The sequence below is a fragment of the Burkholderia cepacia GG4 genome (assembly GCF_000292915.1).
Classification (GTDB): Bacteria; Pseudomonadota; Gammaproteobacteria; order Burkholderiales; family Burkholderiaceae; genus Burkholderia; species Burkholderia cepacia_D.
On sequence record NC_018514.1, the window covers coordinates 2,658,260 to 2,684,394 of the forward strand.

Sequence of the window (26,135 nt, forward strand, 5' to 3'; positions counted from 1 at the left end):
TTGGCGTCAGACGTCCGCGTACAGGCGGCCGGGATTGAAAATCGCATGCGGATCGAGTTGCGCCTTCAACTGCCGATGCACGCGCAGCAGCGCGGGTGGCAGCGGCTGGAACGGCTCGGGTGTCGTGCCGGGCGTGAAGCAGGTCGCGTGCCCGCCCCACTGCGCGGCGAACCGCTGCACGTCGGCCGGTGCCACGTCGCTCTTCAGCCAGCGCTGCGCGCCGCCCCAGTCGACCAGCTGCACGCCGGACAGCGCATCGAGCGGTGCGGCGGCCGGCACCGACACGCGCCACAGCGGGCGCGGATCGTCGAAGAACGGCAGCGACAGGTCACGCAGCCGCGCCCAGAATCCGTCGTCGCGATCGTCCATCTGCTCGCCGCCGATCGTGTCGCGCGCGGCCTTCACCGAGCCCTCGCCGCCTTCGATCCGCACATGCAGCACGCCGTCCGCGTAGCACGCGCCCGCGAGCGGCAGCCCCGCGCGGCGCCATGCGGCGACGCGTTGCACGGCTTCGCCCGCGTCGAGCAGCAACGCGAGATCGCCGGTGGAGCGCGGCTTCGGCAGCACCTTCAGCGATACCTCGGTCACGACGCCGAGGCAGCCGAAACTGCCCGCGAGCAGCCGCGACACGTCGTAGCCCGCGACGTTCTTCATCACCTCGCCGCCGAAGCGCAGGTGTTTCGCGTGGCCGGTGATCACGCGGCAGCCGAGCACGAAATCGCGCACCGCGCCGGCCCACGGGCGGCGCGGTCCCGACAGCGCGGCCGCGAACATCCCGCCGACCGTCGCCGCGCCGCCGAACGCGGGCGGCTCGCACGGCAGCATCTGGCCGGCCGCGTCGAGCATCGCTTCGAGTTCGGCGAGCGGCGTGCCCGCGCGTGCGGTGATGACGAGTTCGGTCGGGTCGTACGCGACGACGCCGCGGTGCGTGCGCACGTCGAGCGTGCGGCCTTCGACGGCGCGGCCGACGAAGGCCTTCGTGCCGGCGCCGCGGATATGCAGCGGCTGGCGAGCGTGGATCGCGGCGTCGACCTGCGCGACGAGCGCGGCGCTGTCGTCGATCGATTCGGGTTCGTGTTCGCGTCGCATCAGAAGCGCTCCAGTTCGGGAAACGGCAGCTTGCCGTGATGGACGTGCATCGCACCGAATTCGGCACAGCGGTGCAGCGTCGGGATGTTCTTGCCCGGATTGAGCAGGCGCTGCGGATCGAACGCAGTCTTCACCGCGTGGAAGAACGTGATTTCATCGGCGTTGAACTGCACGCACATCTGGTTGATCTTCTCGCGCCCGACGCCGTGTTCGCCGGTGATGCTGCCGCCCACCGCGACGCACAGTTCGAGGATCTTGCCGCCGAGCGCTTCCGCGCGATCGAGCTCGCCGGGACGGTTCGCGTCGAACAGGATCAGCGGATGCATGTTGCCGTCGCCCGCGTGGAACACGTTCGCGACCGGCAGCGCGTATTCGGCGGACAGCGCGGCGATCCCTTCGAGCACACGCGGCAGCTCGCGGCGCGGGATCGTGCCGTCCATGCAGTAGTAGTCGGGCGACATGCGGCCGACCGCCGGGAACGCATTCTTGCGGCCGGCCCAGAAGCGCTGGCGCTCCGCTTCGTCGCGTGCGACGCGGATCTCCGACGCGCCGGCGTCGCGCAGCAGCGCGGCGACACGGTCGGCGTCTTCCTCGACGTCGCTGGCCGCGCCGTCGAGTTCGCACAGCAGGATCGCCTGCGCGTCGACCGGATAGCCCGCGTGGATGAAGTCCTCGGCCGCGCGGATCGCGAGGTTGTCCATCATTTCCAGCCCGCCGGGAATCACGCCTGCGCCGATGATCCGCGCGACCGCGGTGCCGGCTTCGGCGACGTCGTCGAAGCTCGCCATCAGCACCTTGACGCTCGGCGGTTTCGGCAGCAGCTTCACGGTCACTTCGGTGATGATGCCGAGCATCCCCTCGGAGCCGGTGAACAGTGCGAGCAGGTCGAAGCCGGGGGCGTCGAGCGCGTCGGCGCCGAGCGTGAGCGTGTCGCCGTCGATCGTCACGATCTCGACCTTCAGGATGTTGTGCACCGTCAGGCCGTATTTCAGGCAGTGCACGCCGCCCGCGTTTTCGGCGACGTTGCCGCCGATCGAGCAGGCGATCTGCGACGACGGATCGGGCGCGTAGTAGAGGCCGTATGGCGCGGCCGCCTGCGAGATCGCGAGGTTGCGCACGCCGGGCTGCACGCGCGCGATGCCGGCGTCGGCGTTGATTTCCAGGATCCGGTTGAACTTCGCCATCACGAGCAGGATGCCCTTTTCGAGCGGCATCGCGCCGCCCGACAGCCCGGTGCCCGCGCCGCGCGCGACGACCGGTACGCCGTGCGCGGCCGCGACGCGCAGCACCGCGCGCACCTGCTCGACCGTGTCGGGCAGCACCACCGCGAGCGGCACCGTGCGATACGCGGCGAGACCGTCGCATTCGAACGGCTTCAGCGCCTCGCGTTCGTGCAGCACGTCGAGGCCGGGCGCCGCCGCGTTGAGCGCGGCGACGAGCGTGTCGCGGTCGACGGTTGCCAGCGGGCCGTCGATCCGTTCGTCGTAGATGAAACTCATCGTGTGTCTCCGTCTCCACCCTGCAGTCGGCCGCGGGAGGCGCGGCGTGCCGGATGGACGGCATTCTTGGCGGGCGGCGGGGGCGTGTCCAGACGTCTCGGGTGTGGTCATACCAGTTTTTCGAGGGAGGCCTGTGACGTAGGGTTTGATGTGACGGAAAACCCAATCAACACAAGGGTTTGTGAGAAAATCGGTGGTCTTCGTCCAAAGTGGTCATACCAGTATGGGAATGCAGGATCGACAAGCGCCGGCGCGCAACGTCGCCGATGTCGTCGCCGAGCGGATCGAGCAACTGATCGTCGACGGCGTGCTGAAGGCCGGGCAAGCGCTGCCGTCCGAGCGGCGGCTGACCGAGAAGCTCGGCGTGTCGCGCACGGCCGTGCGTGAAGGAATGAAGCTGCTGCGCGCGCGCGGAATCATCGAGACGACGCACGGCAAGGGTTCGTTCGTCGCGAGCCTGACCCCGCAACGCGAAGTCTCGCCGATGATGCATCTGCTCGGCTCGCAGCCGCGCACGCTGTACGACCTGTTCGAGGTGCGCGGGATGCTTGAGACCGAAGCCGCGCGGCTCGCCGCGCTGCGCGGGACGCCCGCCGACTTCATCCTGATCAAGCGCCGCTACGAGGAAATGACGGCGGCCGACGCGCTGGATCTCGACCCGGCCGCGCGCGCGAAGCTCGACCATGCGTTCCATCTCGCGATCTGCGAGGCGTCGCACAATCCGGTGCTCGTCAATACGCTGCGGTCGCTGACCGATCTGCTGCTCAGTTCCGTGTTCGCGTCGGTGAACAACCTCTATCACCGTGAGCCGTTGAAGAAGCAGATCGACCGCCAGCACGCGCGGCTCTACAACGCGGTGACCGGGCGGCTGCCCGACCAGGCGCGCAAGGCCGCGAGCGAACATATCCGGCAGTGCGTCGACTATCTGCGGGAGATCGAACAGGAGGAACAGCGGCTCGTGCGCTCGACGCTGCGCCTCGAAGGGTGGACCTGAGCCGAGTGAAGCGGAATGGCCGGTGCCGCCATGACGTGTATCAAGCATGTCGTGACGGCGGCGCGGCCTGATGGTCGAATATGTCACAATGTGATCTATTCGATGCGTGACCCGGCACGATCCATTTCGCCGGTGCGCGACCTGCGCGCTGGCCGTTGACCGTGACGCGCCGCCGATCCTGAAAGGAGGACGCTGCATGTCGATTCCGACGCGTGGCGACGGGCCGGAGGCCCGCGCCGTCCAGATCCTGCATCGCCCTGTCTGCGACTTGCTCGGCTGTACATGGCCGATCGTGCTCGCGGGCATGGGTGGCGTTGCGCGGGCCGAGCTCGCGGGCGCGGTAAGCGCCGCCGGTGGGTTCGGCTTTCTCGGGATGGTGCGCGAGCCGGTCGCGTTGATCCGGCGCGAAGTCGAGCAAGTGCGCGCGGCCACCGAGCGGCCGTTTGGTGTGAACCTGATTCCCGCGTCGACGCCCGCTGAACTGCTCGATGCGCAGCTCGATACGTGTATCGAGTTGCGTGTGCCGGTTGTAGCGTTGTTCTGGGATGTGCAGCCGGCCGTCGTGCGGCGTCTGCGCGATGCGGGCGTGCGGGTGGTTCATCAGGTCGGCTCGCTCGACGATGCGCGTGCGGCCGAGGCGGCGGGTGCGCAGGCGCTGATCGTTCAGGGGCATGAGGCCGGCGGCCATGTGCGCGGTGATCGGCCGCTGGCCGAGTTGTTGCCCGACGTGGTTCACGCGACGCGGCTGCCGGTGCTCGCGGCGGGCGGGATCGTCGACGGCGCGGACGTGGCCGCCGCGATGGCGCGTGGTGCGCAGGGCGCGGTGATGGGCACGGCTTTTATCGCGACGCACGAGTCGTTCGCACATGCGTATCACCAGCAGCGGATCGTCGATGCGCGTGAAGGCGACACGCTGTTGACCGATATCTTCCACATCAACTGGCCGCGGGGCGCACGGGTGCGTGTGCTGCCGTCGAGTGTGACGCGCGGTGAGCGTGGTGATCCGTTCGGCGACGAGCGCGTTGTGATCGGTGACGAAGAGGGGCGGCCGATTTACCTGTTCAGCACGGATTCGCCGCTGCGTACGATGACCGGCGATTTCGAAGCGATGGCGCTGTATGCGGGCACCGGGGCAGGGCGGATCGGTGCGATCGAATCGGCTGGTGATGTGCTGCGCCGGATCGTGCTCGATGCGGCGGCGATGGTCGAGCAAGGGGCGGGGGCTTCATCGGCGGGTGGTACGGATGAGCGTCGCACGGCCTTGCTGGCGGCGCTCGATGAACTGCTTGAGGCGGAGCGCGCGGGCGCACGCGTCGCGTCGGAGACAGCGCTCGAAGTCGGCGACGATCCCGAGTTGCATCGGCTGATCGCGCATATTCGCCAGGACGAAGCGCACTGGTGCAGCGTGCTGGTCGACGCAATCCGCACGCTCGGCGCGACACCGACGCACGCGACCGGCTCGTTCCATGAAAAGGCGATGGCGATCGACGATCTGGCTGAGCGGATGGCGTTTCTGAACCGCGGCCAGCGCTGGGTCGTGCGCAGGCTGCAGGCATTGCTGCCGGCGCTCACGGAACCGGATATTCATCACGCGCTGTCGTTGATGCTGGTCGCGCACGAGAAGAATATCGGGGCAGTGGATGTGCGGTTGAGGGAGCAGGGGACGGGGAGCGTGTAACGGGTACGGGCTATGAGTGGCCTGCGCTGTTCCGACTATCGCTCGTACCGGTAATCGACAGCAGCGTAAACGACGTTTTTCCCTCGTTTCAGGCTGAATGACGCTATTCGAGGGTTCCCGGTAAAATGCGCCTTTCGGGAATGCTCGGTAACTGCTTCGTCATGCATCGAATTGGATTCTTCGTTTGCCGTGGCTACGATGTGCTTGATCTTGGCGGGCCGCTGTCGGCCTTTAATCAGGTGGTCACAGCCGCCGGCCATACGCCATATGACCTTCATGTCGTCTCGCAATCCGGCGGCCCGGTTCTGGGCAATACGGGCCTTTCGATCGAGACGAAGCCGATCGGAAGGCGCACGTTCGACACCGTCATTTTCGTGGGCGGCGAGATCGAGCCGATGCAGACGTCGGAGAATATCGCCGCCGCCAGAAAATTGGCCGCCAAAGCCTCGCGGGTGGCAAGCGTGTGTACGGGAGCGTTTCTGCTTGCGGAAACCGGCTTGCTGGACGGCTTGAGAGCCGCGACCCACTGGCGATACGCTGCGCTGTTGCAGTCGCGCTTCCCGCGCACGCGAGTCGACGGCGACAGTATCTATATCGTGGATGGCCGCGTCTGGACCTCCGCCGGCATCGCCTCCGGAATCGACCTGGCGCTCGGCATCATTGAAAGGGATATGGGCGCAGAGACTGCGCGCGCCGTCTCCCGGCTTCTGGTGGTGCCGTATCGTCGACCAGGAGGGCAGTCCCAATTCTCCGCCATGTCGCAGATGGAACCGGAATCGGATCGCATCCGCATCGCCCTGAATTTTGCCCGGGAACATCTGGCTGAAGCATTGCCTGTCGAACGACTCGCCGATGCCGCAAGATTGAGCTTGCGGCAGTTCGGCCGAGCCTTTCGCCGCGAAACCGGTGAAACACCAGCCAAGGCGGTCGAGCGCTTGCGAGTCGAAGCTGCGCGGCTGCGCCTGCAGGGTGGCAGCGAACCAATCGAACAGATTGCCCTGGCGGTGGGATTCACAGATCCGGAACGGATGCGCAGGGCCTTCATCAAGCTGCATGGGCACCCGCCGCAAGCAATTCGACGCGAGAGCAGATCGAACGGCGCGCGCTGATCGACCGCCGGCCGATCAGCACGCTGCGTGGTCAACGTCCCGCTGACGGGCTATTGGCGCTTGGTTACTTCACGCTCCATTTCGCCGGACGCTCACTGGTCGGCGGTTTTGACGGGAGCGTAGTCATTCCACATGTCGCGATGCAGCTTCCACACGCCGGCCTGTTTCACAAAGACGAGAATCTGCTTGGCGCGGATCTGGAGCTTGCCATCGTGGTCGCGGACCTCCGCATCCGAAACCTCCGTCACGAACCGGTCATTACCGTAGAACTCGTCATGGCTGAACGATACGGTGCCGGGTTTTGATCCGGCATACCCCTTGGTGAAGTACGCGGCGATCGCGCGGCTCCCGGTGACTTTGTCGCCTCCGGGCGGCAAGAGTGTGCCGTCGTCGGTATAGAGGCGGCCTATCGCCTCATAGTCGCCTCGCGCAAAGGCATCCGCCCATCGCGCGTTTTCGGCCTTGATGGCCGCTTCGGGCGGACGTTGCGAACCGCCGGCGGTGGCCGGCGCGGTGAAGGCGAAAAAGGAGACGCAGGCTGCAAGCGCAACAGTACAAAGACGGATCTGTGGCATCGAGTGATTTCCGAACTGGCTTGAATTGAACGGGTGGTGCCAAATGGGCCGGTGGAGCGGGCAATGTCGGCCGCGGCCTGCATCGAGGCCGGCGGCGGCCATGCGCACCTTGCCCGCAAGCGTTTCAGCGAACGCCGGGGATGCGTGCGAGCCCCCGGGATGCGCCGGGCAGTTTTTTGTCGACCATCGCGATGACATCCGGCCGTGCGTCCCTGGGATGACCAGAGTGGAACGGCGGAGCGGGATCGTATTCGATCGCGAGCTGCGTGAATTCGGCGGCCTGTTGACCGCGCAGTTTCGCTGCCACGCGAAGTGCGAAGTCGATGCCCGCCGTCACGCCGCCGCCGCTCATGAACCGGCCGTTGTCGTCTTCCACGAAGCGATCGGGAACGGGAATGGCGCCATATTCCGACAGCTTGTTGACGAAGGCCCAATGGCAGGCGCTTCGCTTGCCCTTGAGAACGCCTGTTGCGGCGAGCACGAGCGATCCGTTGCAAACCGACGTAACGTATTTGGCGCTTTCTGCCAGACGCCGGATCTGAGCCTGATACGCCGGCTGCATCGGCGCCGTCAAATCGGACCCGCCGGGGACCAGGATCAAGTCGGTCTTCTCGATATCGGCCAGTCGTTCGGTCTTGCCATACACGACGCCAAATTCGAGCGTCACGTTGCCTCCATCGAGGCTCGCGTAGCGCACGTTCGTATTGGGTAGCCGGTGGAAAATCTCGCTGGGGCCGGCGAAGTCGAGAAGCGTACCGCCATCGAAATTGACGATCAGAATATCGAGGGGGTCATTCGGCGCAAGTACCCCCTTGCTGCCTGCCTGTGCAAGAGCAGGCGTGGCGTGCCCAAGCAACGCGCCACCACCCAGGACGGCGCCGAGGGTGGCGGCGCTGCCGAGCTTGAGAACATCGCGGCGCGAACGACCTGCTCGGTTGAGTTGCTTTGCGGAAGCATTGTTATCGCTACTGTCGGTCAAGATGACTTCTCCTTGCACTTCGGCCCCTTCTGCGAGCGCAACCAGGCCGGGCCGGATTGAATAACCGCCACGACGTAAAGCGTGGCGGACGCGAGATCAGGATGTGGATGAGCCGGGATGACGTGTCGGGCTCCGGAATCGTGAACTGCAGGCTTAAAGCTGCGAGGCACCGCCGTCGACGACCAGTTCGGTGCCGACGACGTAGGAGGACTCGTCGCTGGCGAGATACAGCGCCGCGTAGGCGATGTCCTCGGCCTTGCCCAGGCGGCCCACCGGAATCGCTGCGGCGAACTCGGCCCGACGGTCGCGAACCCATTCGTCGGGCATGCCCCACTTGGTGATCAGGGGCGTGTTGATCGCGCCGGGCGCGATCGCGTTGAAGCGGATCTTCCGGTCGAGAAACTCATAGGACCAGCTGCGGGCAAGCGATCGAACGGCGGCCTTTGCTGCTGCAGTCAACGAGATGCCATGCTTGCCGGTCCGCGCGACAAACGATGTATTGAGGATGACTGAGGAACCTTCGCGCAAGTGCGGCAACATCGCTTGAAGCGTGAACACCACACCCTTGACGTTGACGTCCATGATCTCGTCATAGAGCGCGTCGTCGATGTCGTCGACGGCGGACGGGAAAGCCCAGCCGGCGTTGGCGAACACGACATCCAGGCCGCCGAACTGCGCTGTTACCTCAGCGGCAATCGCCCGCATGTCCTTGATCGAACGCACGTCGCCCTTGAGAATGATCGCGTTCTCGCCAAGCTCGGCCTTCACACGCTCAAACACGGCATCATCGCGACCCGTAACCGCGACTCGGGCACCTTCTGCAATGAACAGCTTCGCGGTTGCAAGACCGATGCCACTGGTTCCACCGGTGATCAAAGCCGATTTGTTCTTGAGCCTCATTTTCCATTCCTTTCCATGTTGTGTGATTGATCAGGCCGAAAGCGCACGACGCAATCGCGCTTGTGCGCTTTGCTCAGCTTGATCGTCCGTGGGAAGTATGGAATGTGAGGCGAGTGGCGCAAAGGTCTTATAACCCTCAAAAAGCGCCACTCAATCCGAACGAATGAAAAACGTGTCTCGGCGTTCGGTGACGCCGTGCGTGGCGGTGGATTTCCGCGAGGCGGGGCGGATCGCGGCGCGGTACCTGCTCGAACGCGGGCACGAGGCGATCGGCGTGATCGTCGACGGCTCGGCGAGCGGCGTGCAGGCGGGGCGCGCTACGACGGCTTCGTCGACGTGATGCGCAAAGGGGGGGCTCGACGGGGGCGGCGCCGGGTCGGCACACGGCTGCATAGGCGTGGCGGGCGCATCGGTTGCGCTCGCGTAGCGCGCGGTTGACGAAGCCGGTCAAGGCGCCGGACGCGCGGCGGCGGGCGGAAACGCGTGAGACCGGGCCCGCCCGCCTCACTCGCCTTCGACGAGCCGCATCACGATGCGTCGGGCTGAATCGAGATGCGCGACCGTCATCGCGCGTGCGCCGCGAGCATTGCGCGCGCGGCACGCTTGCAGGATGCCGTCGTGCTCGACCTGGAACGACGGCGTATCCGCGAGCAAGGTAGTCTGCAGGCGCTCGTACCGCTCGACCTGGCTGCGCAACTCCGCGATCGCCTTCAACTGCCGCTCGTTGCCGCAGCACGAATACAGCAGCGCATGGAATTCACGGTTCAGCTCGCCCTGCCGGCGCGGCACGCTCGATTCGCCGAGCAGCCGGTGCACGAGTTCGGCGCGCGCGAGCGTTTCGTCGTCGAGCCGCTTCACGCTGCGGTAGATCGCGTCGCCTTCGAGCAGTGCGCGCATGTCGTAGATTTCCTGCACGTCGGATGCGCTCAGCATCCGCACGACCGCGCCGCGATTGCGGAAGATGTCCAGCAGCCCTTCGCGCTCCAGGCGCTGGATCGCCTCGCGCAGCGGAATCCGGCTGATCCCGAAGCGCTCGGCGAGATCGCGCTCGACGAGCCGCTCGCCTCCCTGCAACTCGCCGTCGATGATCATTTCCCGCAGCGATGCGGCCACCGCGTCCGCCGTGGAGTCGAGTCTGGCTTCCATGCCCTTAGGTTCCTCATTTTGGAATAATGGTATACCAAACGGCATTCCGGTGCCACAATGGCAGCCTCACGTTCCGATAGCAGAGGAGGGCGAGATGGCGCATGGCGAACACAAGTACCGGGTGGCAGTGGAGTGGACCGGCAACCGGGGAACCGGCACGTCGGGGTATCGCGAATATGGCCGCGATCATGTGATCCGCGCGGGTTCGAAGCCGGACATTCCGGGCTCGTCGGACCCGGCGTTCCGCGGTGACGCGGCGCGCTGGAATCCGGAAGACCTGCTGCTGGCGTCGGCATCGGCATGCCACAAGCTCTGGTATCTGCATCTGTGTGCCGATGCGGGCATCCGCGTGCTCGCGTATGTCGACGATGCCGAAGGAACGATGCTCGACAGCCCCGAGCAGGGGCGCTTCACCGAAATCGTGCTGCACCCGCGCGTGACGATCCGCGCGGGCGACGATCGTGCGCTGGCGGAGCGGCTGCATCATGACGCGCATGCGAAGTGCTATGTCGCGAACTCCGTCAACTTCCCGATCCGGTGCGAACCGGTGATCGAGTTCGCCGCCGAGTGATGCAAGCGATGGAGACGACGTTGAAGCTGTTCTACTACCCGGGCAACGCAAGCATGGCGCCCCATTTCGTGCTGGAAGAAATCGGGAAGCCGTTCGAGCTGGCGTTCGTCGACCGCACGCGCGACCAGCACAAGTCGCCCGAGTACCTCGCACTCAATCCGAACGGCCTCATTCCGGTGCTGGTCGACGGTGACCTGGTGTTGTACGAGACCGCCGCGATTTGTCTGCATCTCGCCGATACGCATCCGGAGCAGCGGCTTGCCCCGGCGCTCGGTACGCTCGAGCGAGCCCGCTTCTACAAGTGGCTGATGTGGTTGACCAACACGCTGCAGGCGACGTTGATCGCGTATTTCTACCCGGAGCGATGGGTCGACGCGGGCAACGCGGCGGGCGCCGCGCAGGTGAAGGCGCATGCGGAAGAGAAGGTCACCACGCTGCTGGATCTGCTCGAGGAACAGCTCGACGCAAGCGGCGGCCCCTGGCTGCTCGGTGCGCACTACACGGTGCTCGATCCGTATGCGTTGATGCTGTGTCGCTGGACGCGGGGCTTCACCGAGCCGGCGCGACAACGTCCGCGGCTCAGCGATTATCTGCAGCAGGTACTCGCGCGCCCGGCGATCCAGCGCGCATTGAAGACGGAAGGGCTCGCGGCGCCCTGGGTGTAACCGGATCTACAAGCCGTCAGGGTTCCCTGCGACACGAGTGACGGTTGGTTTTCAGGTTACCGCACAGTTCTGATGAAGCAAGCGCAATCCGGTACTCGCTCCGCCGTCGTCGGAGACGACGGCGGCGAGGATCGCGTACTGACGACTTTTCTGATTGCATGGAGCGTGGCGCTGTTGTCGCAGAGCCATGAGCGGCGACCCTGTTCTCCACGCTGCTGCGGCGGACCCTGTCCCCCAGCCTCACAGCACGACCCCGTACACCGCCCTTGCAGCCACACGAATCGCATCGGCCATCACCTCGACGGCCGGCGAATGCAGCCGGTCGGTGCGCGTGATGATTCCGAAATCGTCCATCCGGCAATCCATCTCCAGCGGCAGCACCGTGACGATCCCGTGTCGCGCGTAGTACAGCGCGACGTCCTCCGCGAGCACGGCGATCATGTCGCTCTGTTCGATCAACTGCGTGATGAACAGCAGCGCGGCCGTCTCGACGACGTTCGCGGGCGGCGCGAGGCTCGCGCGCTGGAACACGAGCTCGAAGCGATGGCGCAGCACGCTGCCGGCCGGCGGCATGACCCACGCGGCGCGCTGCACGTCGGCGAGCGACAGCGGCGCCTGCGCGAGCAGCGGATGGCCGGGCCGTACGACCGCGGCGACCGGCTCGCCCGACAGCGGCTCGTAGCGCAGGTGCAGCTTGTCGTGTTCGGCGGACAGCCGGCCGAGCACGATGTCGAGCTTGTCCTGCGCGAGGTGTTCGAGCAGCGCGTTGCTGGTGTCGATCGCGACGGACACGCGCACGTTTGCATGTGTCCCCTTCACGGCCGCGACGGCCGGCGGCACGAGCCGCAGCCCCGGCGACGTGATCGCGCCCACCGCCACATGCCCGAGATGGCCGGCCTTCAGTGCGGCCAGCTCCTCGCGCGCCTGGTCGAGGCTGCCGAGCGCCGCGCGCGCGTGGCGGATCAGCGCGTCGCCATACAGCGTCGGCCGCATCCCGCGCGGCAGCCGCTCGAACAGCACCGCGCCGATCGATTCCTCGAGTTCGCGCAGCAGCTTCGACGCGGCCGGCTGCGTCATGTTCAGCGCGGCCGCCGCGCGATGGATGCTGCCTTCGTCGGCGAGCGCGACGACCAGCAGGAGCTGGCGGGTCTTCAGGCGGCTGCGGTTTCCCCACGGGCTGGCATCGAGCATCGTACGGGTTTATATCGATATCAGAATCGATATCGTAATCGCCCAAAACGTCATTAGCGAGTTATCAAAATTCTGCCCATACTGCGCCGGTATCCCGTCACCACAGGACTGACGATGTCGGCAACGAAACCCAGGCTGCGCTCCACCCAATGGTTCGGCACGAACGACAAGAACGGCTTCATGTACCGGAGCTGGATGAAGAACCAGGGCATCCCCGATCACGAGTTCGATGGCCGGCCGATCATCGGCATCTGCAACACGTGGTCCGAACTCACGCCGTGCAACGCGCACTTCCGCAAGCTGGCCGAGCACGTGAAGCGCGGGATCTCCGAAGCGGGCGGGTTCCCGGTCGAGTTCCCGGTGTTCTCGAACGGCGAATCGAACCTGCGGCCGTCGGCGATGCTCACGCGCAACCTGGCGTCGATGGACGTCGAGGAAGCGATCCGCGGCAACCCGATCGACGCGGTCGTGCTGCTCGCCGGCTGCGACAAGACGACCCCCGCGCTGCTGATGGGCGCGGCGAGCTGCGACGTGCCGGCGATCGTCGTGTCGGGCGGCCCGATGCTGAACGGCAAGCTCGAAGGCAAGAACATCGGCTCGGGCACGGCGGTGTGGCAGCTGCACGAATCGCTCAAGGCCGGCGAGATCGACCTGCATCACTTCCTGTCGGCCGAAGCCGGCATGTCGCGCTCGGCCGGCACCTGCAACACGATGGGCACCGCGTCGACGATGGCGTGCATGGCCGAGGCGCTCGGCGTCTCGTTGCCGCACAACGCGGCGATCCCGGCCGTCGATTCGCGTCGCTACGTGCTCGCGCACATGTCGGGCATCCGGATCGTCGAGATGGCGCTCGACGGGCTCGTGCTGTCGAAGGTCCTGACGCGCGCCGCATTCGAGAACGCGATCCGCGCGAACGCGGCGATCGGCGGCTCGACCAACGCGGTGATTCACCTGAAGGCGATCGCGGGGCGCATCGGCGTGCCGCTCGAACTCGAGGACTGGATGCGCATCGGCCGCGACACGCCGACGATCGTCGACCTGATGCCGTCGGGGCGCTTCCTGATGGAGGAGTTCTATTACGCTGGCGGGCTGCCGGCCGTGCTCCGCCGGCTCGGCGAAGGCGGGCTGCTGCCGAACCCCGACGCGCTGACGGTCAACGGCAAATCGCTGTGGGACAACGTGCGCGAAGCGCCGAACTACGACGACGAGGTGATCCGTCCGCTCGACCGGCCGCTGATCTCGGACGGCGGCATCCGCATCCTGCGCGGCAATCTCGCGCCGCGCGGCGCGGTGCTGAAGCCGTCGGCGGCGAGCCCCGAGCTGTTGAAGCATCGCGGTCGCGCAGTGGTGTTCGAGAACTTCGATCACTACAAGGCCACGATCAACGACGAAGCGCTCGACGTGGACGCGAGCTCGGTGCTGGTGCTGAAGAACTGCGGGCCGCGCGGTTATCCGGGGATGGCCGAGGTCGGCAACATGGGTCTGCCGCCGAAGCTGCTGCGCCAGGGCGTGAAGGACATGGTGCGGATCTCCGATGCGCGGATGAGCGGCACCGCGTACGGCACGGTCGTGCTGCACGTCGCGCCGGAAGCGGCCGCGGGCGGGCCGCTGGCCGCCGTGCGCAACGGCGACTGGATCGAGCTCGACTGCGAGGCCGGCACGCTGCATCTCGACATTTCGGATGACGAATTGAAGCGCCGCCTGTCGGACGTCGATCCGACCGCGGCGCCGGGCGTGGCCGGGCAGCTCGGCAAGGGCGGCTACGCGCGGCTGTACATCGATCACGTGCTGCAGGCCGACGAGGGGTGCGACCTCGACTTCCTGGTCGGCACGCGCGGCGCGGACGTGCCGAGTCATTCGCATTGAGCGGCAGGCGGGGCGCGGGCAACGGCTCGCGCAACGTGAAGTGGTGAGTGAAACCTTGAAGGCTTGATGGCCTCGCCTCGAGGCCGACGCAGGACCCGACCATGACATCGAGCAGCACGCCGCGCCATCGCGGCATCTTCCCCGTCGTCCCGACGACGTTTACCGACGCCGGCGAGCTCGACCTCGCGAGCCAGAAGCGCGCGGTCGACTTTATGATCGACGCGGGCTCGGACGGCCTGTGCATCCTCGCGAACTTCTCCGAGCAATTCGCGATCACCGACGACGAACGCGACGTGCTCACGCGCACGATCCTCGAACACGTCGCCGGCCGCGTGCCGGTGATCGTCACGACGTCGCATTACAGCACGCAGGTGTGCGCGGCGCGCAGCCTGCGTGCGCAGCAGCTCGGCGCGGCGATGGTGATGGCGATGCCGCCGTATCACGGCGCGACGTTCCGCGTGCCCGAAGCGCAGATCTTCGACTTCTTTGCGCGTGTGTCGGACGCGATCGACATCCCGATCATGATCCAGGACGCGCCCGCGAGCGGCACCGCGCTGTCCGCGCCGTTCCTCGCCCGGATGGCGCGCGAGATCGAGCAGGTCGCGTACTTCAAGATCGAGACGCCCGGCGCCGCGAACAAGCTGCGCGAGCTGATCCGGCTCGGCGGCGACGCGATCGAAGGGCCGTGGGACGGCGAGGAAGCGATCACGCTGCTCGCCGACCTGCATGCCGGTGCGACCGGCGCGATGACGGGCGGCGGGTTTCCGGACGGCATTCGGCCGATCCTCGACGCGTTCCGCGAAGGCCGGCACGACGATGCGTTTGCGCGCTATCAGGCGTGGCTGCCGCTGATCAATCACGAGAACCGCCAGTCCGGGATCCTCACCGCGAAGGCGCTGATGCGCGAAGGCGGCGTGATCGCGTGCGAGCGGCCGCGGCATCCGATGCCGGAACTGCATCCGGACACGCGCGCGGAGCTGCTCGCGATCGCACGCCGGCTCGATCCGCTCGTGCTGCGCTGGGCGCACTGAGCGAGTAGTGAAGGAGGAACGCAGATGAGCGACGTAATTTCACTGGGTGTGATCGGGATCGGCAAGATCGCGCGCGACCAGCATTTGCCGGCGATCGCCGCCGACCCGGGCTTCGCGCTGACCGCGTGCGCGAGCCGTCACGCGGAAGTCGACGGCGTGCGCAACTACCAGGACCTGGGCGCCTTGCTGGCCGCCGAGCCCGAACTCGACGCGGTGTCGCTGTGCGCGCCGCCGCAGGTGCGCTACGCGCAGGCACGCGCGGCGCTCGAAGCCGGCAAGCACGTGATGCTCGAGAAGCCGCCGGGCGCGACGCTCGGCGAAGTGGCCGCGCTGGACGCGCTCGCGCGCGAACGCGGCCTCACGCTGTTCGCGACCTGGCATTCGCGCTGCGCGAGCGCGGTGGAACCGGCGCGCGCGTGGCTCGCGACGCGCACGATCCGCGCGGTGCAGGTGCGCTGGAAGGAAGACGTGCGGCGCTGGCATCCGGGGCAGCAGTGGATCTGGGAGCCGGGCGGCCTCGGCGTGTTCGATCCGGGCATCAACGCGTTGTCGATCGTCACGCGGATCCTGCCGCGCGAGCTCGTGCTGCGCGAGGCGACGCTCTACGTGCCGAGCGACGCGCAGATGCCGATCGCGGCCGAACTCGATTGCGCCGATACGGACGGCGTGCCCGTGCGCGCGGAGTTCGACTGGCGGCACGGCCCCGTCGAGCAATGGGAGATCGCGGTCGACACGTCGGACGGCGTGCTCGCGATCAGCCGCGGCGGCGCGCAATTGTCGATAGGCGGCGAGCCGGTCGAGATCGGGCCGCAGCGCGAATATCCGGCGCTGTATGCGCAGTTCCGCGCGCTGATCGCGCGCGGCGAAAGCGATGTCGACGTGCGGCCGTTGCGGCTCGTCGCCGACGCGCTCCTGTTCGGGCGGCGCGTCGGGACCGACGCGTTCGGCCGCTGACAGCGTGCCGGCACGCGCCACCGCGAGCACGACCGCGCACGACGGAAGTTGAAGACCCAAGCCAATACAAGGAGACACGCATGAACCGCACGATTCGCCGACACACCCTGCGCGCGCTGCTGGCCGCACTTTGCCTCGCGCCGCTCGGCATGCAGGGCGCCGCGCACGCCGACGCGCCGCTGAAGATCGGCTTCCTGGTGAAAATGCCCGAGCAGGCATGGTTCATCAACGAGCAGAACGCGGCCGCCGCGCTCGGCCAGAAGGAGAGTTTCTCGGTCGTGAAGATCGGCACGCCGGACGGCGAGAAAGTGCTGGCCGCGATCGACAACCTCAACTCGCAAGGCGCGCAGGGCTTCGTGATCTGCGCGCCCGACGTGCGCCTCGGCCCGGCGATCGCCGCGCGCGCGAAGCGCTACAACATGAAGTTCGTGACCGTCGACGACCAGCTCGTCGATTCGACCGGCAAGCCGCTCACGAATGTGCCGCACCTCGGGATGTCGGCCACCAAGATCGGCAACCAGGTCGGCCAGGCGATCGCCGACGAGATGAAGCGGCGCGGCTGGAAGCCGGAGGAAGTCGGCGCGTTGCGCATCACCAACTACGAGCTGCCGACGGCGAAGCTGCGCACCGATGGCGCGACACAGGCGCTGCTCGCGAACGGCTTCCGCAAGGAGAACATCTTCGATGCGCCGCAGAAGACGACCGACGACAGCGGTGGCCTCGAGGCGGCCTTCCCGGTGCTCTCACGCCATCCGAACGTGAAGAAGTGGGTGGTCTTTGCGCTGAACGAGGAAACCGTGCTCGGCGCGGTGCGCGCGACCGAACAGCTGCACATCCCGGCGGCCGACGTGATCGGCGTCGGCATCAACGGCGCGGGCGAGGCGTTCGCCGAATTCCAGAAGAAGGAGCCGACCGGCTTCTACGGGACGATCGCGGTCAGCTCGACGAACCACGGCAAGGACAGCACGCAGAACCTCGTCGACTGGATTCGCAACGGCAAGACGCCGCAGGCCGACACGCAGACGAGCGGCAAGCTGATGACCCGCGCGAACTGGCAGGCCGTGCGCGCCGAGCTCGGCATCTGAGCGTGCGGGGCGAGGACGCGATGACGATGCAGACGATGACGGCCGTAACGGGCAACGACGGCGCTGCCGCAGCCGGCGCCGGTGCGCCGCCCCCCGGCGGCGCGCTGCTCGCGCTCGACGGCATCACGGTGACGTTTCCGGGCGTGCGTGCGCTCGATGCCGTGTCGCTGTCGGTGCGCGCGGGCGAAGTGCACGGGCTGATGGGCGAGAACGGCGCGGGCAAATCGACGCTGCTGAAGGTGCTGTCCGGCGTGAACCAGCCGCAGGCCGGCACGCTGACGCTGAACGGCGCGGTGCAGCGCTTCGCATCGACGCGCGCCGCGCTCGAGGCCGGCATTGCGATCATCTACCAGGAGCTGCATCTGGTGCCCGAGCTGACGGTCGCGGAGAACCTGATGCTCGGGCAGCTGCCGAGCCGGCTCGGCGTGGTCGACGAGCGTGCACTCGCGGTGCGTGCGCTCGATGCACTGGAGCGGCTCGGCGAGCACATCGATCCGGACATCCCGGTGAAGTACCTGTCGATCGGCCAGCGCCAGATGATCGAGATCGGCAAGGCGCTGATGCGCGATGCGCGCGTGATCGCGTTCGACGAGCCGACGAGCTCGCTGTCCGCGCGCGAGACGACGCAGCTGTTCCGCATCATCCGTTCGCTGCGTGCCGAGGGCCGCGCGATCATCTACGTCACGCACCGGATGGAGGAAGTCGACGCGCTGTGCGATCGCGTGACGGTGTTCCGCGACGGCCGCCGGATCGAGACGTTCGAATCGGTCGCCGAACTCGACCGCGACCGGCTGATCGGCTGCATGGTCGGGCGCTCGATCGAGGACGTGTACGGCTACCGGCCGCGCGCGGCCGGCGACGTGATGATCGAGGCGAAGGGGCTGACGGGGCCCGGCTTGTCGGAGCCGGTGTCGTTCGCCGCGCGGCGCGGCGAGATCGTCGGCTTCTTCGGGCTCGTCGGCGCGGGCCGTTCGGAGCTGATGAAGCTGCTGTACGGCGCGGCGCGTCCGAGCGGCGGGCACGTCGAGCTGGGCGGCAAGCGCGTCGCATTCTCGAGCCCGCGCGACGCGGTGCGTGCCGGCATCGCGCTGTGCCCTGAAGACCGCAAGCAGGAAGGCATCGTCGCGATCGCGTCGGTCGCCGACAACCTGAACATCAGCGCGCGTCGTCATTTCAGCCCGGCGCGCGTGCTGCTCGACGCGCGGCGCGAACGCGAGCTGGCGCAGAAATACATCGAGCGGCTCGCGATCAAGACCCGCGACGGCGACACGCCGATCGGCGCGCTGTCGGGCGGCAACCAGCAGAAGGTCGTGCTCGCGCGCTGGCTGGCCGAGCGCATCGACGTGTTCCTGATGGACGAGCCGACGCGCGGCATCGACGTCGGCGCGCGCGCGGAAATCTACAACCTGTTCTACGAACTCGCGGAAGCGGGCCGCACGGTGATCATCGTGTCGAGCGACCTGGCCGAGGTGATCGGCGTGGCGGACCGCATCATCGTGATGAAGGAAGGACGGATCGCGGGCGAGGTCGCGAAGGCGCAGGCGACGCCCGACGCGCTGATCAAGCTCGCGCTGCCGCGCTAGCGGCCTGCAGTCAACCGGAAAGCAAACGTTATGAGCCAGGCAATGCAACCCCAACGCACTTCCCCGTCCCCCGATGCCGCAGCCGCGCCCGCGCGAGCGCGCGGCGGCGTGTGGCAACTGATCAACCGCTCCGGCATCGTGATGGTGTTTCTCGTGCTGTTCGCGACGCTGTCGCTGACCGTGCCGGACTTCCTCACGCCGCGCAACATCCAGGGCCTGCTGCTGTCGGTCACGCTGATCGGCTCGATCGCGGTGACGATGATGTTCGTGCTCGCGCTCGGCGAAGTCGACCTGTCGGTCGCGTCGATCGTCGCGTTCTCGGGCGTCGTCGCGTCGACGCTGATTACCGCGACGCACAGCGTCGTGCTCGGCATCGCCGCCGGCGTGCTCGCGGGCGGTGTGGTCGGGCTCGTGAACGGCGTGCTGATCGCGCGCTGGCGGATCAACTCGCTGATCGTCACGCTTGCGATGATGGAAGTCGTGCGCGGGCTCGCGTTCATCACGTCGAACGGCGACGCGGTGATGATCTCCGAGGAGCGCTTCTTCGATCTCGGCGGCGGCTCGTTCCTCGGCATCTCGTATCCGATCTGGAGCAACATCGTCGGCTTCGTCGTGTTCGGCTTCCTGCTGCGCAAGACCGTGTTCGGCAAGAACGTGCTGGCGGTCGGCGGCAACGGCGAGGCCGCGCTGCTCGCGGGGCTGCCGGTGATGCGCATCAAGATCGCGGTGTTCGTGCTGCAGGGGCTCGTGACCGGCTTCGCCGGCGTGATGCTCGCGTCGCGGATGAGCCTCGGCGATCCGAAGACGTCGGTCGGCCTCGAGCTCGGCGTGATCTCCGCGTGCGTGCTCGGCGGCGTGTCGCTGACGGGCGGCGTCGCGACGATCTCCGGCGTGCTGGTCGGCGTGCTGATCATGGGTTCCGTGCAGGACGCGATGAGCCTGCTGAACGTGCCGACCTTTTACCAATATCTGATACGCGGCGGAATTCTGTTGCTCGCGGTGCTGTTCGACCAGTATCGTCGCAACCAGCGGCGCGCGATGAGGATCTGACGAACGCGCGCCCGCCCGCGAATGTGACAGATATCGGGAGACGGCATGCAACAGACTCATCCGGGCGCGTCGGCGCTGCTCGTGGACAGCCGTAACACGCTCGGCGAAGGCGCGACGTGGTGCGATGCGACGCACACGCTGTACTGGACGGACATCGAAGGCGCGCGGCTGTGGCGCTGCCGCGCGGACGGCTCGGAACTCGCACAGTGGCCGATGCCCGAGCGGCTCGCGTGCTTCGCGCTGACGAACGCACCGGACGTGCTGCTCGTCGGGCTCGCGACGCATCTCGCGTTCTTCGACTTGCGCAGCGGCGCGTTCACGCGGATCGTCGACGTCGAACCCGATCTGCCGACGCGCCTGAACGACGGCCGCTGCGATCCGTTCGGCGCGTTCGTGTTCGGGATGAAGGACGAAGGCGGCGACCCGCCGCGCGCGGTCGGCGGGTTCTACCGGCTCAATCCCGACCTCACGCTCGAGCGGCTCGCGCTGCCGGCGGCGGCGATCGCGAACAGCATCGCGTTCTCGCCGGACGGCGCGCGGATGACTTTCTGCGATTCGATGGTGCGCGAGATTCTCGTCTGCGATTACCGCGCGGGCGGCGACGTGGCCAACGTGCGGCCGTTCGCGCGGCTCACCGATGCGGACGGCGACCCGGACGGCTCGACGATGGATCGCGACGGCGGCTTGTGGAACGCGCAATGGGGCGGCCGGCGCGTGGTGCGTTACGGGCCGGACGGCGTCGAGACGGACCGCGTGGCCGTGCCGACCGCGCAGCCGAGCTGCGTGGCGCTCGACGGCGCCGGCCGGTTGTACGTGACGAGCGCGCGGGTGGGGTTGAGCGACGACGCGCTGGCAGGCGATGCCGATGCCGGCGGCGTGTTCGTTGCGCAAACGCGCCATGCGGGGCTGCCGACCGCGCGATTCGCGGGCGCGCCGCGCGGCTGACCGCGTATCGGATCCCGTTCATGGGATGCGTCTGATGCAGCGAGCCTGGCGATCAGGCCCGCGGCCCGCCGCGCATGCGCGAGCGCACGGCGGCTGTCCAGGCTTCCTGGAATACCCGGTTCGCGCGCCGCCCTGCTGGTAAGATGGCCCGCAATTCCATCCGGCCTGCACCATGAGTTCCACCCCGACCAAGCCCGCGAACCCGAAAAACGCCGCGAAGAACGCCGCCCGCGCGACGGGCGACAAGCCGAAGGCGCGCGTGCCGCAGCGCCTGACCTACGTGGTCGGCAGTCTCGAACGGCTGCTGCGCCGCCATATGACCGACGCGCTCGCGCCGCTCGGCATCACGCTCGCGCAGTACACGGCGCTGTCGGTGCTCGAGGCGCGCGGCGCGTCGTCAAACGCGCAACTGGCGGAACGCTCGTTCATCACGCCGCAATCGGCGAACGAGGTGATGAGCGTGATGGCCGCCCGCGGTTACGTCACGCGCGCGGCCGATCCGTCGCACGGGCGCATCATCCTGCTGACGCTGACCGACGAAGGCGCGGCGATGCTGCGCGAATGCGAGGCCGTGCTGCGTCCGCTGGAGACGCGGATGCTCGGCGACGTCTCCATCGACGACGCCACGCACGTGCAGCGCGCGCTCGAACTGTTCGCGCGCAACCTGCGCGGCTGACCCCTTCCCGAACCTTCATCGCGCGGGCCCGTGCGGCCCGCGTTCGCTTTCCCGCCCGCTCGCCGGTCGCCCGACCGCGCCCCGATTCCGTCGTTACCGCCGCTTTCCGCTCCGGGTTTACACCGGCGCTCATGCCGCTTGCAATATCAGGTAGCCTGATATTAAATGAAGCCGTCCGCAGCAGGAATGCTGCGCACCGAATCGCACAGGAACGAACGACAGGAACCGACATGAGCAAGTACGACAACCGCTGGCAGACCGTTGAAGTGAACGTGGAGGCCGGTATCGCGTGGGTGACGCTGAACCGCCCGGACAAGCGCAATGCGATGAGCCCGACGCTGAACCGGGAGATGCTGCAGGTACTCGACGCGGTCGAGTTCGACGACGAAGCAAAGGTGCTGGTGCTGACCGGCGCGGGCGCCGCGTGGACGGCCGGCATGGATCTGAAGGAATATTTCCGCGAGATCGACGGCGGCTCCGACGCGCTGCAGGAAAAGGTGCGGCGCGACGCATCGGAATGGCAGTGGCGCCGCCTGCGGATGTACAACAAGCCGACCATCGCAATGGTGAACGGCTGGTGCTTCGGCGGCGGATTCTCGCCGCTCGTCGCGTGCGACCTCGCGATCGCGGCGGACGAAGCCGTGTTCGGGCTGTCGGAGATCAACTGGGGCATCCCGCCCGGCAACCTCGTCAGCAAGGCGATGGCGGATACGGTCGGGCATCGTCGCGCGCTGCACTACATCATGACCGGCGACACGTTCACCGGCGCGGAAGCGGCGGACATGGGCCTCGTGAACAGCAGCGTGCCGCTGGCCGGCCTGCGCGACGCGACGATCGCGCTCGCCGCGCGGCTGATGGACAAGAACCCGGTCGTGCTGCGCGCCGCGAAACACGGCTTCAAGCGTTCGCGCGAACTCACGTGGGAACAGTGCGAGGATTACCTGTATGCGAAGCTCGACCAGGCGCAGCTGCGCGATCCGGAGCGCGGCCGCGAGCAGGGGCTGAAGCAGTTCCTCGACGACAAGACGATCAAGCCGGGCCTGCAGGCATACAAGCGCTGATACAAGCGCCGACGCAACCGCCAACGCAACCGCAAGAGACAGGCAAGGCAGGAGACGACATGACCGACAGACGGATGCTGATCGCCGGCGAGTGGTGCACCGCCCGCGACGGCAGAACCTTCGACCGATTCAACCCCGCGACGGGCACGCTCGCATCGCGCGCGCCGGCGGCTGGCCTGGCCGACGCCGACGCGGCGGTCGACGCCGCGCACCGCGCGTTCCCCGCGTGGGCGGCGCTCGCGCCGACCGAGCGCCGCCGACGGCTGCTGAAGGCGGCCGACCTGATGGACGCGCGCATCGATGCATTCATCGCAACCGGCGTCGCCGAAACCGGCGCGACGCCCGGCTGGCTCGGCTTCAACGTGACGCTCGCGGCGAACATGCTGCGCGAGGCCGCGTCGATGACGACGCAGATCGACGGCGACGTGATCCCGTCCGACGTGCCCGGCAATCTCGCGCTCGCGATGCGCGTGCCGTGCGGCGTGGTGCTCGGCATCGCGCCGTGGAACGCGCCGGTGATCCTCGGCACGCGTGCGCTGGCGATGCCGCTCGCCTGCGGCAACACGGTCGTGCTGAAGGCGTCCGAAGCGTGCCCGGGCGTGCACGCGCTGATCGGCGCGGTGCTGGATGAAGCCGGGCTCGGCGCGGGCGTCGTCAACGTGATCGCGCACGCGGCGGCCGACGCACCCGAACTCGTCGAGCGGCTGATCGCGCATCCACACGTGAAGCGGATCAACTTCACCGGCTCGACGCACGTCGGGCGCATCATCGCGCGCCACGCGGCCGCGCACCTGAAACCCGTGCTGCTCGAACTCGGCGGCAAGGCGCCGGTGCTCGTGCTCGACGATGCCGATCTCGATGCAGCCGTCGACGCGATCGCGTTCGGCGCATTCTTCAACCAGGGGCAGATCTGCATGTCGACCGAGCGCGTGATCGCCGCGCGGCCGATCGCCGATGCGCTCGTCGAGCGGCTCGCCGCGAAGGTGCGCACGCTGGTTGCGGGCGATCCGCTCGCAGGCCATCCGCTCGGCACGATGGTCGACGCGGCGGCCGCGGCGCGCGCGGCGTCGCTCGTCGAGGACGCGCGTTCGCATGGCGCGCAGCTGCCGCTCGGCTGCCGCGTCGAAGGTGCGACGATGCAGCCCGCGATCGTCGACGGCGTGACGCGCGACATGCGGCTCTACCGCGAGGAATCGTTCGCGCCGGTCGTCGCGATCCTGCGCGCGGACAGCGACGACGAAGCGGTCGCACTCGCGAACGACAGCGAGTTCGGCCTGTCGGCGAGCGTGTTCAGCCGCGATGTCGCGCGCGCGATGGCGGTCGCGCGCCGGATCGAATCGGGGATCTGCCACATCAACGGCCCGACCGTGCACGACGAGGCGCAGATGCCGTTCGGCGGCACGAAGGCGAGCGGTTACGGCCGCTTCGGCAGCCGTGCGTCGATCGCCGAATTCACCGAGCTGCGCTGGATCACCGTGCAGACCATGCCGCGTCACTACCCGCTATGAGCAAGCCGACGATGAAGGTTGTGATGCCCGCGAGCGGGCCGGTGAACGACACGGGCGGCGTGCGCTATCGCGCGGCGGCCGTCGCAGTCGGTGCGGCCGAGATTCGTCGCGCGGACAACGGCGCGTGGTACCTGCGCTCGCGCGAACCGCTCGGCGACTACCCGACGCGCGTGACCGACTGCCTCGTGCGCGGCGCACAGGCGCATCCCGACCGCGTGCTGGCCGCGCGGCGCGGCGCCGACGGCCGCTGGATCGAGATCACCTACGCGCAGATGCTCGAACGCGCTCGTGCGCTCGGCCAGGGCCTCGTCGATCTCGGGCTGTCGGCCGAACGTCCGCTCGCGGTGCTGTCCGGCAACGATCTGGAACACTTGCAGCTGATGTTCGCGGCGATGCTGGCCGGCGTGCCGTACTCGCCGATCTCGCCCGCGTATTCGCTGGTGTCGACCGACTACGGCAAGTTGCGTCACACGCTCGGCGTGCTGCGGCCGGGCGCGGTGTTCGTCGCCGAACGCGCGCCGTTCGCGCGTGCGCTCGACGCGACGCTGCCGGCCGATGCGGCGCTGATCGTCGCGCACGATGCCGATGCCGATGCCGATGCCGACGTCGATGCCGAAGGGCGAGCGGTGCCGCTGTCGCGCCTGCTCGCCACCATCCCGCGCACGATCGATGCAATCCACGCGACGGTCGGCCCCGATCATCTCGCGAAGATCCTGTTCACGTCGGGTTCGACGAAGCAGCCGAAGGCCGTGCCGACCACGCACCGGATGCTGTGCAGCAACCAGCAGATGCTGCGCCAGACGATGCCCGAGCTGACGCGCGAACCGCCGGTGCTGGTCGACTGGCTGCCGTGGAACCACACGTTCGGCGGCAGTCACAACCTCGGCATCGCGCTGTACAACGGCGGCACGCTGTACATCGACGACGGCCGTCCGGTGCCCGGCCGCTTCGACGAAACCGTGCGCAACCTGCGCGAGATCGCGCCGACGATCTACTTCAACGTGCCGAAGGGCTGGGAAGAACTGACCGCCGCGCTCGAAACGGACGCCGCGTTGCGCGACACGTTCTTTTCGCGCGTGAAGCTGTATTTCTTCGGCGGTGCGGGGCTGTCGCAGGCCGCGTGGGACCGGCTCGACCGCGTGACCGACGCGCATTGCGGCGAGCGCATCCGGATCATGGCCGGCCTCGGGATGACGGAGGCATCGCCGTCGTGCCTGTTCACGACCGGGCCGCTGATGCGCGCCGGCTACATCGGGCTGCCCGCGCCCGGTTGCGACGCGAAGCTCGTGCCGTGCGGCGGCAAGCTCGAACTGCGTTTCAAGGGGCCGAACGTGATGCGCGGCTACTGGCACGCGGACGTCGATCCGCGCGACGTATTCGACGACGAAGGTTATTACCGCAGCGGCGACGCGGGCGTGTTTGCCGATCCTGAGCGGCCGGAACTTGGGCTGCTGTTCGACGGGCGATTGACCGAGGATTTCAAGCTGAGCAGCGGCACGTTCGTGAGCGTCGGGCCGTTGCGTGCGAACGCGGTGTCGAGCGGGGCGCCGTACGTGCAGGACGTGGTCGTCACCGGGATCAATCGCGACGACATCGGTTTGCTGGTGTTTCCGCGTGTCGATGCGTGCCGTGCGCTGGCGGGGCTTGCTGCCGATGCATCCGTGACCGATGTGCTGCGCGCGCCAGCCGTGCGCGCGGCGTTCGCGGCGTGGCTCGTCGCGCTGAACCGGCATGCGAGCGGCGGCTCGACGTTCGTCGCGCGCATCCGGTTGATGGACACGCCGCCGTCGCTCGATCTCGGCGAAGCGACCGACAAGGGTTCGCTGAACCAGGCGGCCGTGCAGAAGCATCGCGCGGCGACGATCGACGCGCTGTACGACCCGGCGCGGCGCGACCCCGACGTGATTTACGCGTAACCGGAAGCAAGCAGGTAGCAGCAGGCGTAACGACCGGCCGGCCACTGGACCGGCAGGCATTCTT

General features: G+C 67.7%; 23 protein-coding genes and 1 pseudogene. 17 read left to right on the forward strand and 7 right to left on the reverse strand.

Features of this window, described 5'->3' with window-relative positions; translation table 11 throughout:
- Window positions 1-6: 6 nt before the first annotated feature.
- Window positions 7-1,089 (reverse strand): glycolate oxidase subunit GlcE, encoded by a 1,083-nt coding sequence (glcE, locus tag GEM_RS27660; RefSeq protein ID WP_014900731.1) that lies wholly within the window; start codon window positions 1,087-1,089, stop codon window positions 7-9.
- On the reverse strand, window positions 1,089-2,588 hold the full coding sequence (gene glcD / locus GEM_RS27665; RefSeq protein WP_014900732.1) for a glycolate oxidase subunit GlcD: 1,500 nt from the start codon (window positions 2,586-2,588) through the stop codon (window positions 1,089-1,091). The genes glcE and glcD overlap by 1 nt, the downstream gene beginning before the upstream one ends.
- A 223-nt stretch (window positions 2,589-2,811) precedes the next feature.
- Between glcD and glcC the strand changes: the two genes are divergently transcribed.
- The 3 genes from glcC to GEM_RS27680 all read left to right on the forward strand — a co-directional run bounded on the left by glcC (window position 2,812) and on the right by GEM_RS27680 (window position 6,369).
- Complete coding sequence (gene glcC, locus GEM_RS27670; protein WP_014900733.1) at window positions 2,812-3,582, forward strand: transcriptional regulator GlcC; 771 nt, start codon at window positions 2,812-2,814, stop codon at window positions 3,580-3,582.
- 196 nt (window positions 3,583-3,778) lie between these two features.
- Window positions 3,779-5,260, forward strand: a complete 1,482-nt coding sequence (locus tag GEM_RS27675) for a nitronate monooxygenase (RefSeq protein WP_014900734.1) — start codon at window positions 3,779-3,781, stop codon at window positions 5,258-5,260.
- Between the two features lie 161 nt (window positions 5,261-5,421).
- Window positions 5,422-6,369 (forward strand): GlxA family transcriptional regulator, encoded by a 948-nt coding sequence (locus GEM_RS27680; RefSeq protein ID WP_041491039.1) that lies wholly within the window; start codon window positions 5,422-5,424, stop codon window positions 6,367-6,369.
- A 92-nt stretch (window positions 6,370-6,461) separates the two neighbouring features.
- On the opposite strand, the gene GEM_RS27685 is transcribed toward GEM_RS27680, so the two are convergent.
- From GEM_RS27685 to GEM_RS27695, 3 genes are all read right to left on the reverse strand, one after another.
- Window positions 6,462-6,944, reverse strand: a complete 483-nt coding sequence (locus tag GEM_RS27685; protein ID WP_014900736.1) for a YybH family protein — start codon at window positions 6,942-6,944, stop codon at window positions 6,462-6,464.
- Between the two features lie 124 nt (window positions 6,945-7,068).
- Window positions 7,069-7,923, reverse strand: coding sequence for a DJ-1/PfpI family protein (locus GEM_RS27690; protein WP_014900737.1), 855 nt, complete (start codon window positions 7,921-7,923; stop codon window positions 7,069-7,071).
- 153 nt (window positions 7,924-8,076) lie between these two features.
- Window positions 8,077-8,823, reverse strand: coding sequence for an SDR family oxidoreductase (locus GEM_RS27695; RefSeq protein ID WP_014900738.1), 747 nt, complete (start codon window positions 8,821-8,823; stop codon window positions 8,077-8,079).
- Window positions 8,824-9,016: 193 nt separating this feature from the next.
- On the opposite strand from GEM_RS27695, the pseudogene GEM_RS31645 reads away from it, so the two are divergent.
- A pseudogene (locus tag GEM_RS31645) lies at window positions 9,017-9,177 on the forward strand (LacI family transcriptional regulator); the annotation flags it as partial.
- Between the two features lie 150 nt (window positions 9,178-9,327).
- On the opposite strand, the gene GEM_RS27700 reads toward GEM_RS31645, so the two are convergent.
- Window positions 9,328-9,969 (reverse strand): GntR family transcriptional regulator, encoded by a 642-nt coding sequence (locus tag GEM_RS27700; RefSeq protein ID WP_014900740.1) that lies wholly within the window; start codon window positions 9,967-9,969, stop codon window positions 9,328-9,330.
- A gap of 94 nt (window positions 9,970-10,063) precedes the next feature.
- Between GEM_RS27700 and GEM_RS27705 the strand changes: the two genes are divergently transcribed.
- Window positions 10,064-10,540: an OsmC family protein gene (locus tag GEM_RS27705; RefSeq protein WP_014900741.1), complete on the forward strand. Its 477-nt coding sequence runs from the start codon at window positions 10,064-10,066 to the stop codon at window positions 10,538-10,540.
- A gap of 8 nt (window positions 10,541-10,548) precedes the next feature.
- The gene (locus tag GEM_RS27710; protein WP_148283902.1) at window positions 10,549-11,205 is read left to right on the forward strand and encodes a glutathione S-transferase family protein; all 657 of its coding nucleotides are present in this window, start codon (window positions 10,549-10,551) and stop codon (window positions 11,203-11,205) included.
- Between the two features lie 240 nt (window positions 11,206-11,445).
- Here the strand turns inward: GEM_RS27710 and GEM_RS27715 are convergent, their stop codons facing one another.
- Window positions 11,446-12,396 (reverse strand): LysR family transcriptional regulator, encoded by a 951-nt coding sequence (locus GEM_RS27715; RefSeq protein WP_014900743.1) that lies wholly within the window; start codon window positions 12,394-12,396, stop codon window positions 11,446-11,448.
- Between the two features lie 114 nt (window positions 12,397-12,510).
- Here GEM_RS27715 and GEM_RS27720 point away from each other — a divergent pair, with 114 nt between their 5' ends.
- The 11 genes from GEM_RS27720 (at window position 12,511) to GEM_RS27770 (ending at window position 26,071) form a co-directional block, all read left to right on the forward strand.
- Window positions 12,511-14,262, forward strand: a complete 1,752-nt coding sequence (locus GEM_RS27720) for an IlvD/Edd family dehydratase (protein ID WP_014900744.1) — start codon at window positions 12,511-12,513, stop codon at window positions 14,260-14,262.
- Between the two features lie 101 nt (window positions 14,263-14,363).
- Window positions 14,364-15,293 carry a dihydrodipicolinate synthase family protein gene (locus GEM_RS27725; protein WP_014900745.1) on the forward strand — a complete coding sequence of 310 codons (930 nt, stop codon included), beginning with the start codon at window positions 14,364-14,366 and terminating at the stop codon, window positions 15,291-15,293.
- A gap of 24 nt (window positions 15,294-15,317) precedes the next feature.
- On the forward strand, window positions 15,318-16,247 hold the full coding sequence (locus GEM_RS27730) for a Gfo/Idh/MocA family protein (RefSeq protein ID WP_014900746.1): 930 nt from the start codon (window positions 15,318-15,320) through the stop codon (window positions 16,245-16,247).
- 80 nt (window positions 16,248-16,327) lie between these two features.
- The gene (locus GEM_RS27735) at window positions 16,328-17,332 is read left to right on the forward strand and encodes an arabinose ABC transporter substrate-binding protein (protein WP_014900747.1); all 1,005 of its coding nucleotides are present in this window, start codon (window positions 16,328-16,330) and stop codon (window positions 17,330-17,332) included.
- Window positions 17,333-17,352: 20 nt separating this feature from the next.
- Window positions 17,353-18,915 (forward strand): L-arabinose ABC transporter ATP-binding protein AraG, encoded by a 1,563-nt coding sequence (gene araG / locus GEM_RS27740; protein ID WP_014900748.1) that lies wholly within the window; start codon window positions 17,353-17,355, stop codon window positions 18,913-18,915.
- A gap of 30 nt (window positions 18,916-18,945) precedes the next feature.
- Window positions 18,946-19,965, forward strand: coding sequence for an L-arabinose ABC transporter permease AraH (gene araH / locus GEM_RS27745; protein WP_041490861.1), 1,020 nt, complete (start codon window positions 18,946-18,948; stop codon window positions 19,963-19,965).
- A gap of 45 nt (window positions 19,966-20,010) precedes the next feature.
- The gene (locus GEM_RS27750; RefSeq protein WP_014900750.1) at window positions 20,011-20,910 is read left to right on the forward strand and encodes an SMP-30/gluconolactonase/LRE family protein; all 900 of its coding nucleotides are present in this window, start codon (window positions 20,011-20,013) and stop codon (window positions 20,908-20,910) included.
- A 172-nt stretch (window positions 20,911-21,082) separates the two neighbouring features.
- The gene (locus tag GEM_RS27755; protein WP_014900751.1) at window positions 21,083-21,586 is read left to right on the forward strand and encodes a MarR family winged helix-turn-helix transcriptional regulator; all 504 of its coding nucleotides are present in this window, start codon (window positions 21,083-21,085) and stop codon (window positions 21,584-21,586) included.
- 230 nt (window positions 21,587-21,816) lie between these two features.
- A complete protein-coding gene (locus GEM_RS27760) occupies window positions 21,817-22,647 on the forward strand; it encodes a p-hydroxycinnamoyl CoA hydratase/lyase (protein ID WP_014900752.1) in 831 nt (276 codons plus the stop codon).
- A 59-nt stretch (window positions 22,648-22,706) separates the two neighbouring features.
- Window positions 22,707-24,155, forward strand: coding sequence for an aldehyde dehydrogenase (locus GEM_RS27765; RefSeq protein ID WP_014900753.1), 1,449 nt, complete (start codon window positions 22,707-22,709; stop codon window positions 24,153-24,155).
- Between the two features lie 11 nt (window positions 24,156-24,166).
- On the forward strand, window positions 24,167-26,071 hold the full coding sequence (locus GEM_RS27770; RefSeq protein WP_014900754.1) for a feruloyl-CoA synthase: 1,905 nt from the start codon (window positions 24,167-24,169) through the stop codon (window positions 26,069-26,071).
- Window positions 26,072-26,135: the final 64 nt, after the last annotated feature.

What these genes read in the sequence shown, in the direction of transcription:
- GEM_RS27755 (WP_014900751.1), top strand. Translation starts at nt 21,083, where the DNA reads ATGAGTTCCACCCCGACCAAGCCCGCGAACCCGAAAAACGCCGCGAAG.
- GEM_RS27760 (WP_014900752.1), top strand. Translation starts at nt 21,817, where the DNA reads ATGAGCAAGTACGACAACCGCTGGCAGACCGTTGAAGTGAACGTGGAG.
- GEM_RS27710 (WP_148283902.1), top strand. Translation starts at nt 10,549, where the DNA reads ATGGAGACGACGTTGAAGCTGTTCTACTACCCGGGCAACGCAAGCATG.
- GEM_RS27675 (WP_014900734.1), top strand. Translation starts at nt 3,779, where the DNA reads ATGTCGATTCCGACGCGTGGCGACGGGCCGGAGGCCCGCGCCGTCCAG.
- GEM_RS27750 (WP_014900750.1), top strand. Translation starts at nt 20,011, where the DNA reads ATGCAACAGACTCATCCGGGCGCGTCGGCGCTGCTCGTGGACAGCCGT.
- araG (WP_014900748.1), top strand. Translation starts at nt 17,353, where the DNA reads ATGACGATGCAGACGATGACGGCCGTAACGGGCAACGACGGCGCTGCC.
- GEM_RS27720 (WP_014900744.1), top strand. Translation starts at nt 12,511, where the DNA reads ATGTCGGCAACGAAACCCAGGCTGCGCTCCACCCAATGGTTCGGCACG.
- GEM_RS27695 (WP_014900738.1), bottom strand. Translation starts at nt 8,823, where the DNA reads ATGAGGCTCAAGAACAAATCGGCTTTGATCACCGGTGGAACCAGTGGC.
- glcC (WP_014900733.1), top strand. Translation starts at nt 2,812, where the DNA reads ATGGGAATGCAGGATCGACAAGCGCCGGCGCGCAACGTCGCCGATGTC.
- GEM_RS27685 (WP_014900736.1), bottom strand. Translation starts at nt 6,944, where the DNA reads ATGCCACAGATCCGTCTTTGTACTGTTGCGCTTGCAGCCTGCGTCTCC.
- GEM_RS27770 (WP_014900754.1), top strand. Translation starts at nt 24,167, where the DNA reads ATGAAGGTTGTGATGCCCGCGAGCGGGCCGGTGAACGACACGGGCGGC.
- GEM_RS27725 (WP_014900745.1), top strand. Translation starts at nt 14,364, where the DNA reads ATGACATCGAGCAGCACGCCGCGCCATCGCGGCATCTTCCCCGTCGTC.
- GEM_RS27735 (WP_014900747.1), top strand. Translation starts at nt 16,328, where the DNA reads ATGAACCGCACGATTCGCCGACACACCCTGCGCGCGCTGCTGGCCGCA.
- GEM_RS27715 (WP_014900743.1), bottom strand. Translation starts at nt 12,396, where the DNA reads ATGCTCGATGCCAGCCCGTGGGGAAACCGCAGCCGCCTGAAGACCCGC.
- GEM_RS27680 (WP_041491039.1), top strand. Translation starts at nt 5,422, where the DNA reads ATGCATCGAATTGGATTCTTCGTTTGCCGTGGCTACGATGTGCTTGAT.
- araH (WP_041490861.1), top strand. Translation starts at nt 18,946, where the DNA reads ATGAGCCAGGCAATGCAACCCCAACGCACTTCCCCGTCCCCCGATGCC.
- glcE (WP_014900731.1), bottom strand. Translation starts at nt 1,089, where the DNA reads ATGCGACGCGAACACGAACCCGAATCGATCGACGACAGCGCCGCGCTC.
- GEM_RS27765 (WP_014900753.1), top strand. Translation starts at nt 22,707, where the DNA reads ATGACCGACAGACGGATGCTGATCGCCGGCGAGTGGTGCACCGCCCGC.
- GEM_RS27730 (WP_014900746.1), top strand. Translation starts at nt 15,318, where the DNA reads ATGAGCGACGTAATTTCACTGGGTGTGATCGGGATCGGCAAGATCGCG.
- glcD (WP_014900732.1), bottom strand. Translation starts at nt 2,588, where the DNA reads ATGAGTTTCATCTACGACGAACGGATCGACGGCCCGCTGGCAACCGTC.
- GEM_RS27705 (WP_014900741.1), top strand. Translation starts at nt 10,064, where the DNA reads ATGGCGCATGGCGAACACAAGTACCGGGTGGCAGTGGAGTGGACCGGC.
- GEM_RS27700 (WP_014900740.1), bottom strand. Translation starts at nt 9,969, where the DNA reads ATGGAAGCCAGACTCGACTCCACGGCGGACGCGGTGGCCGCATCGCTG.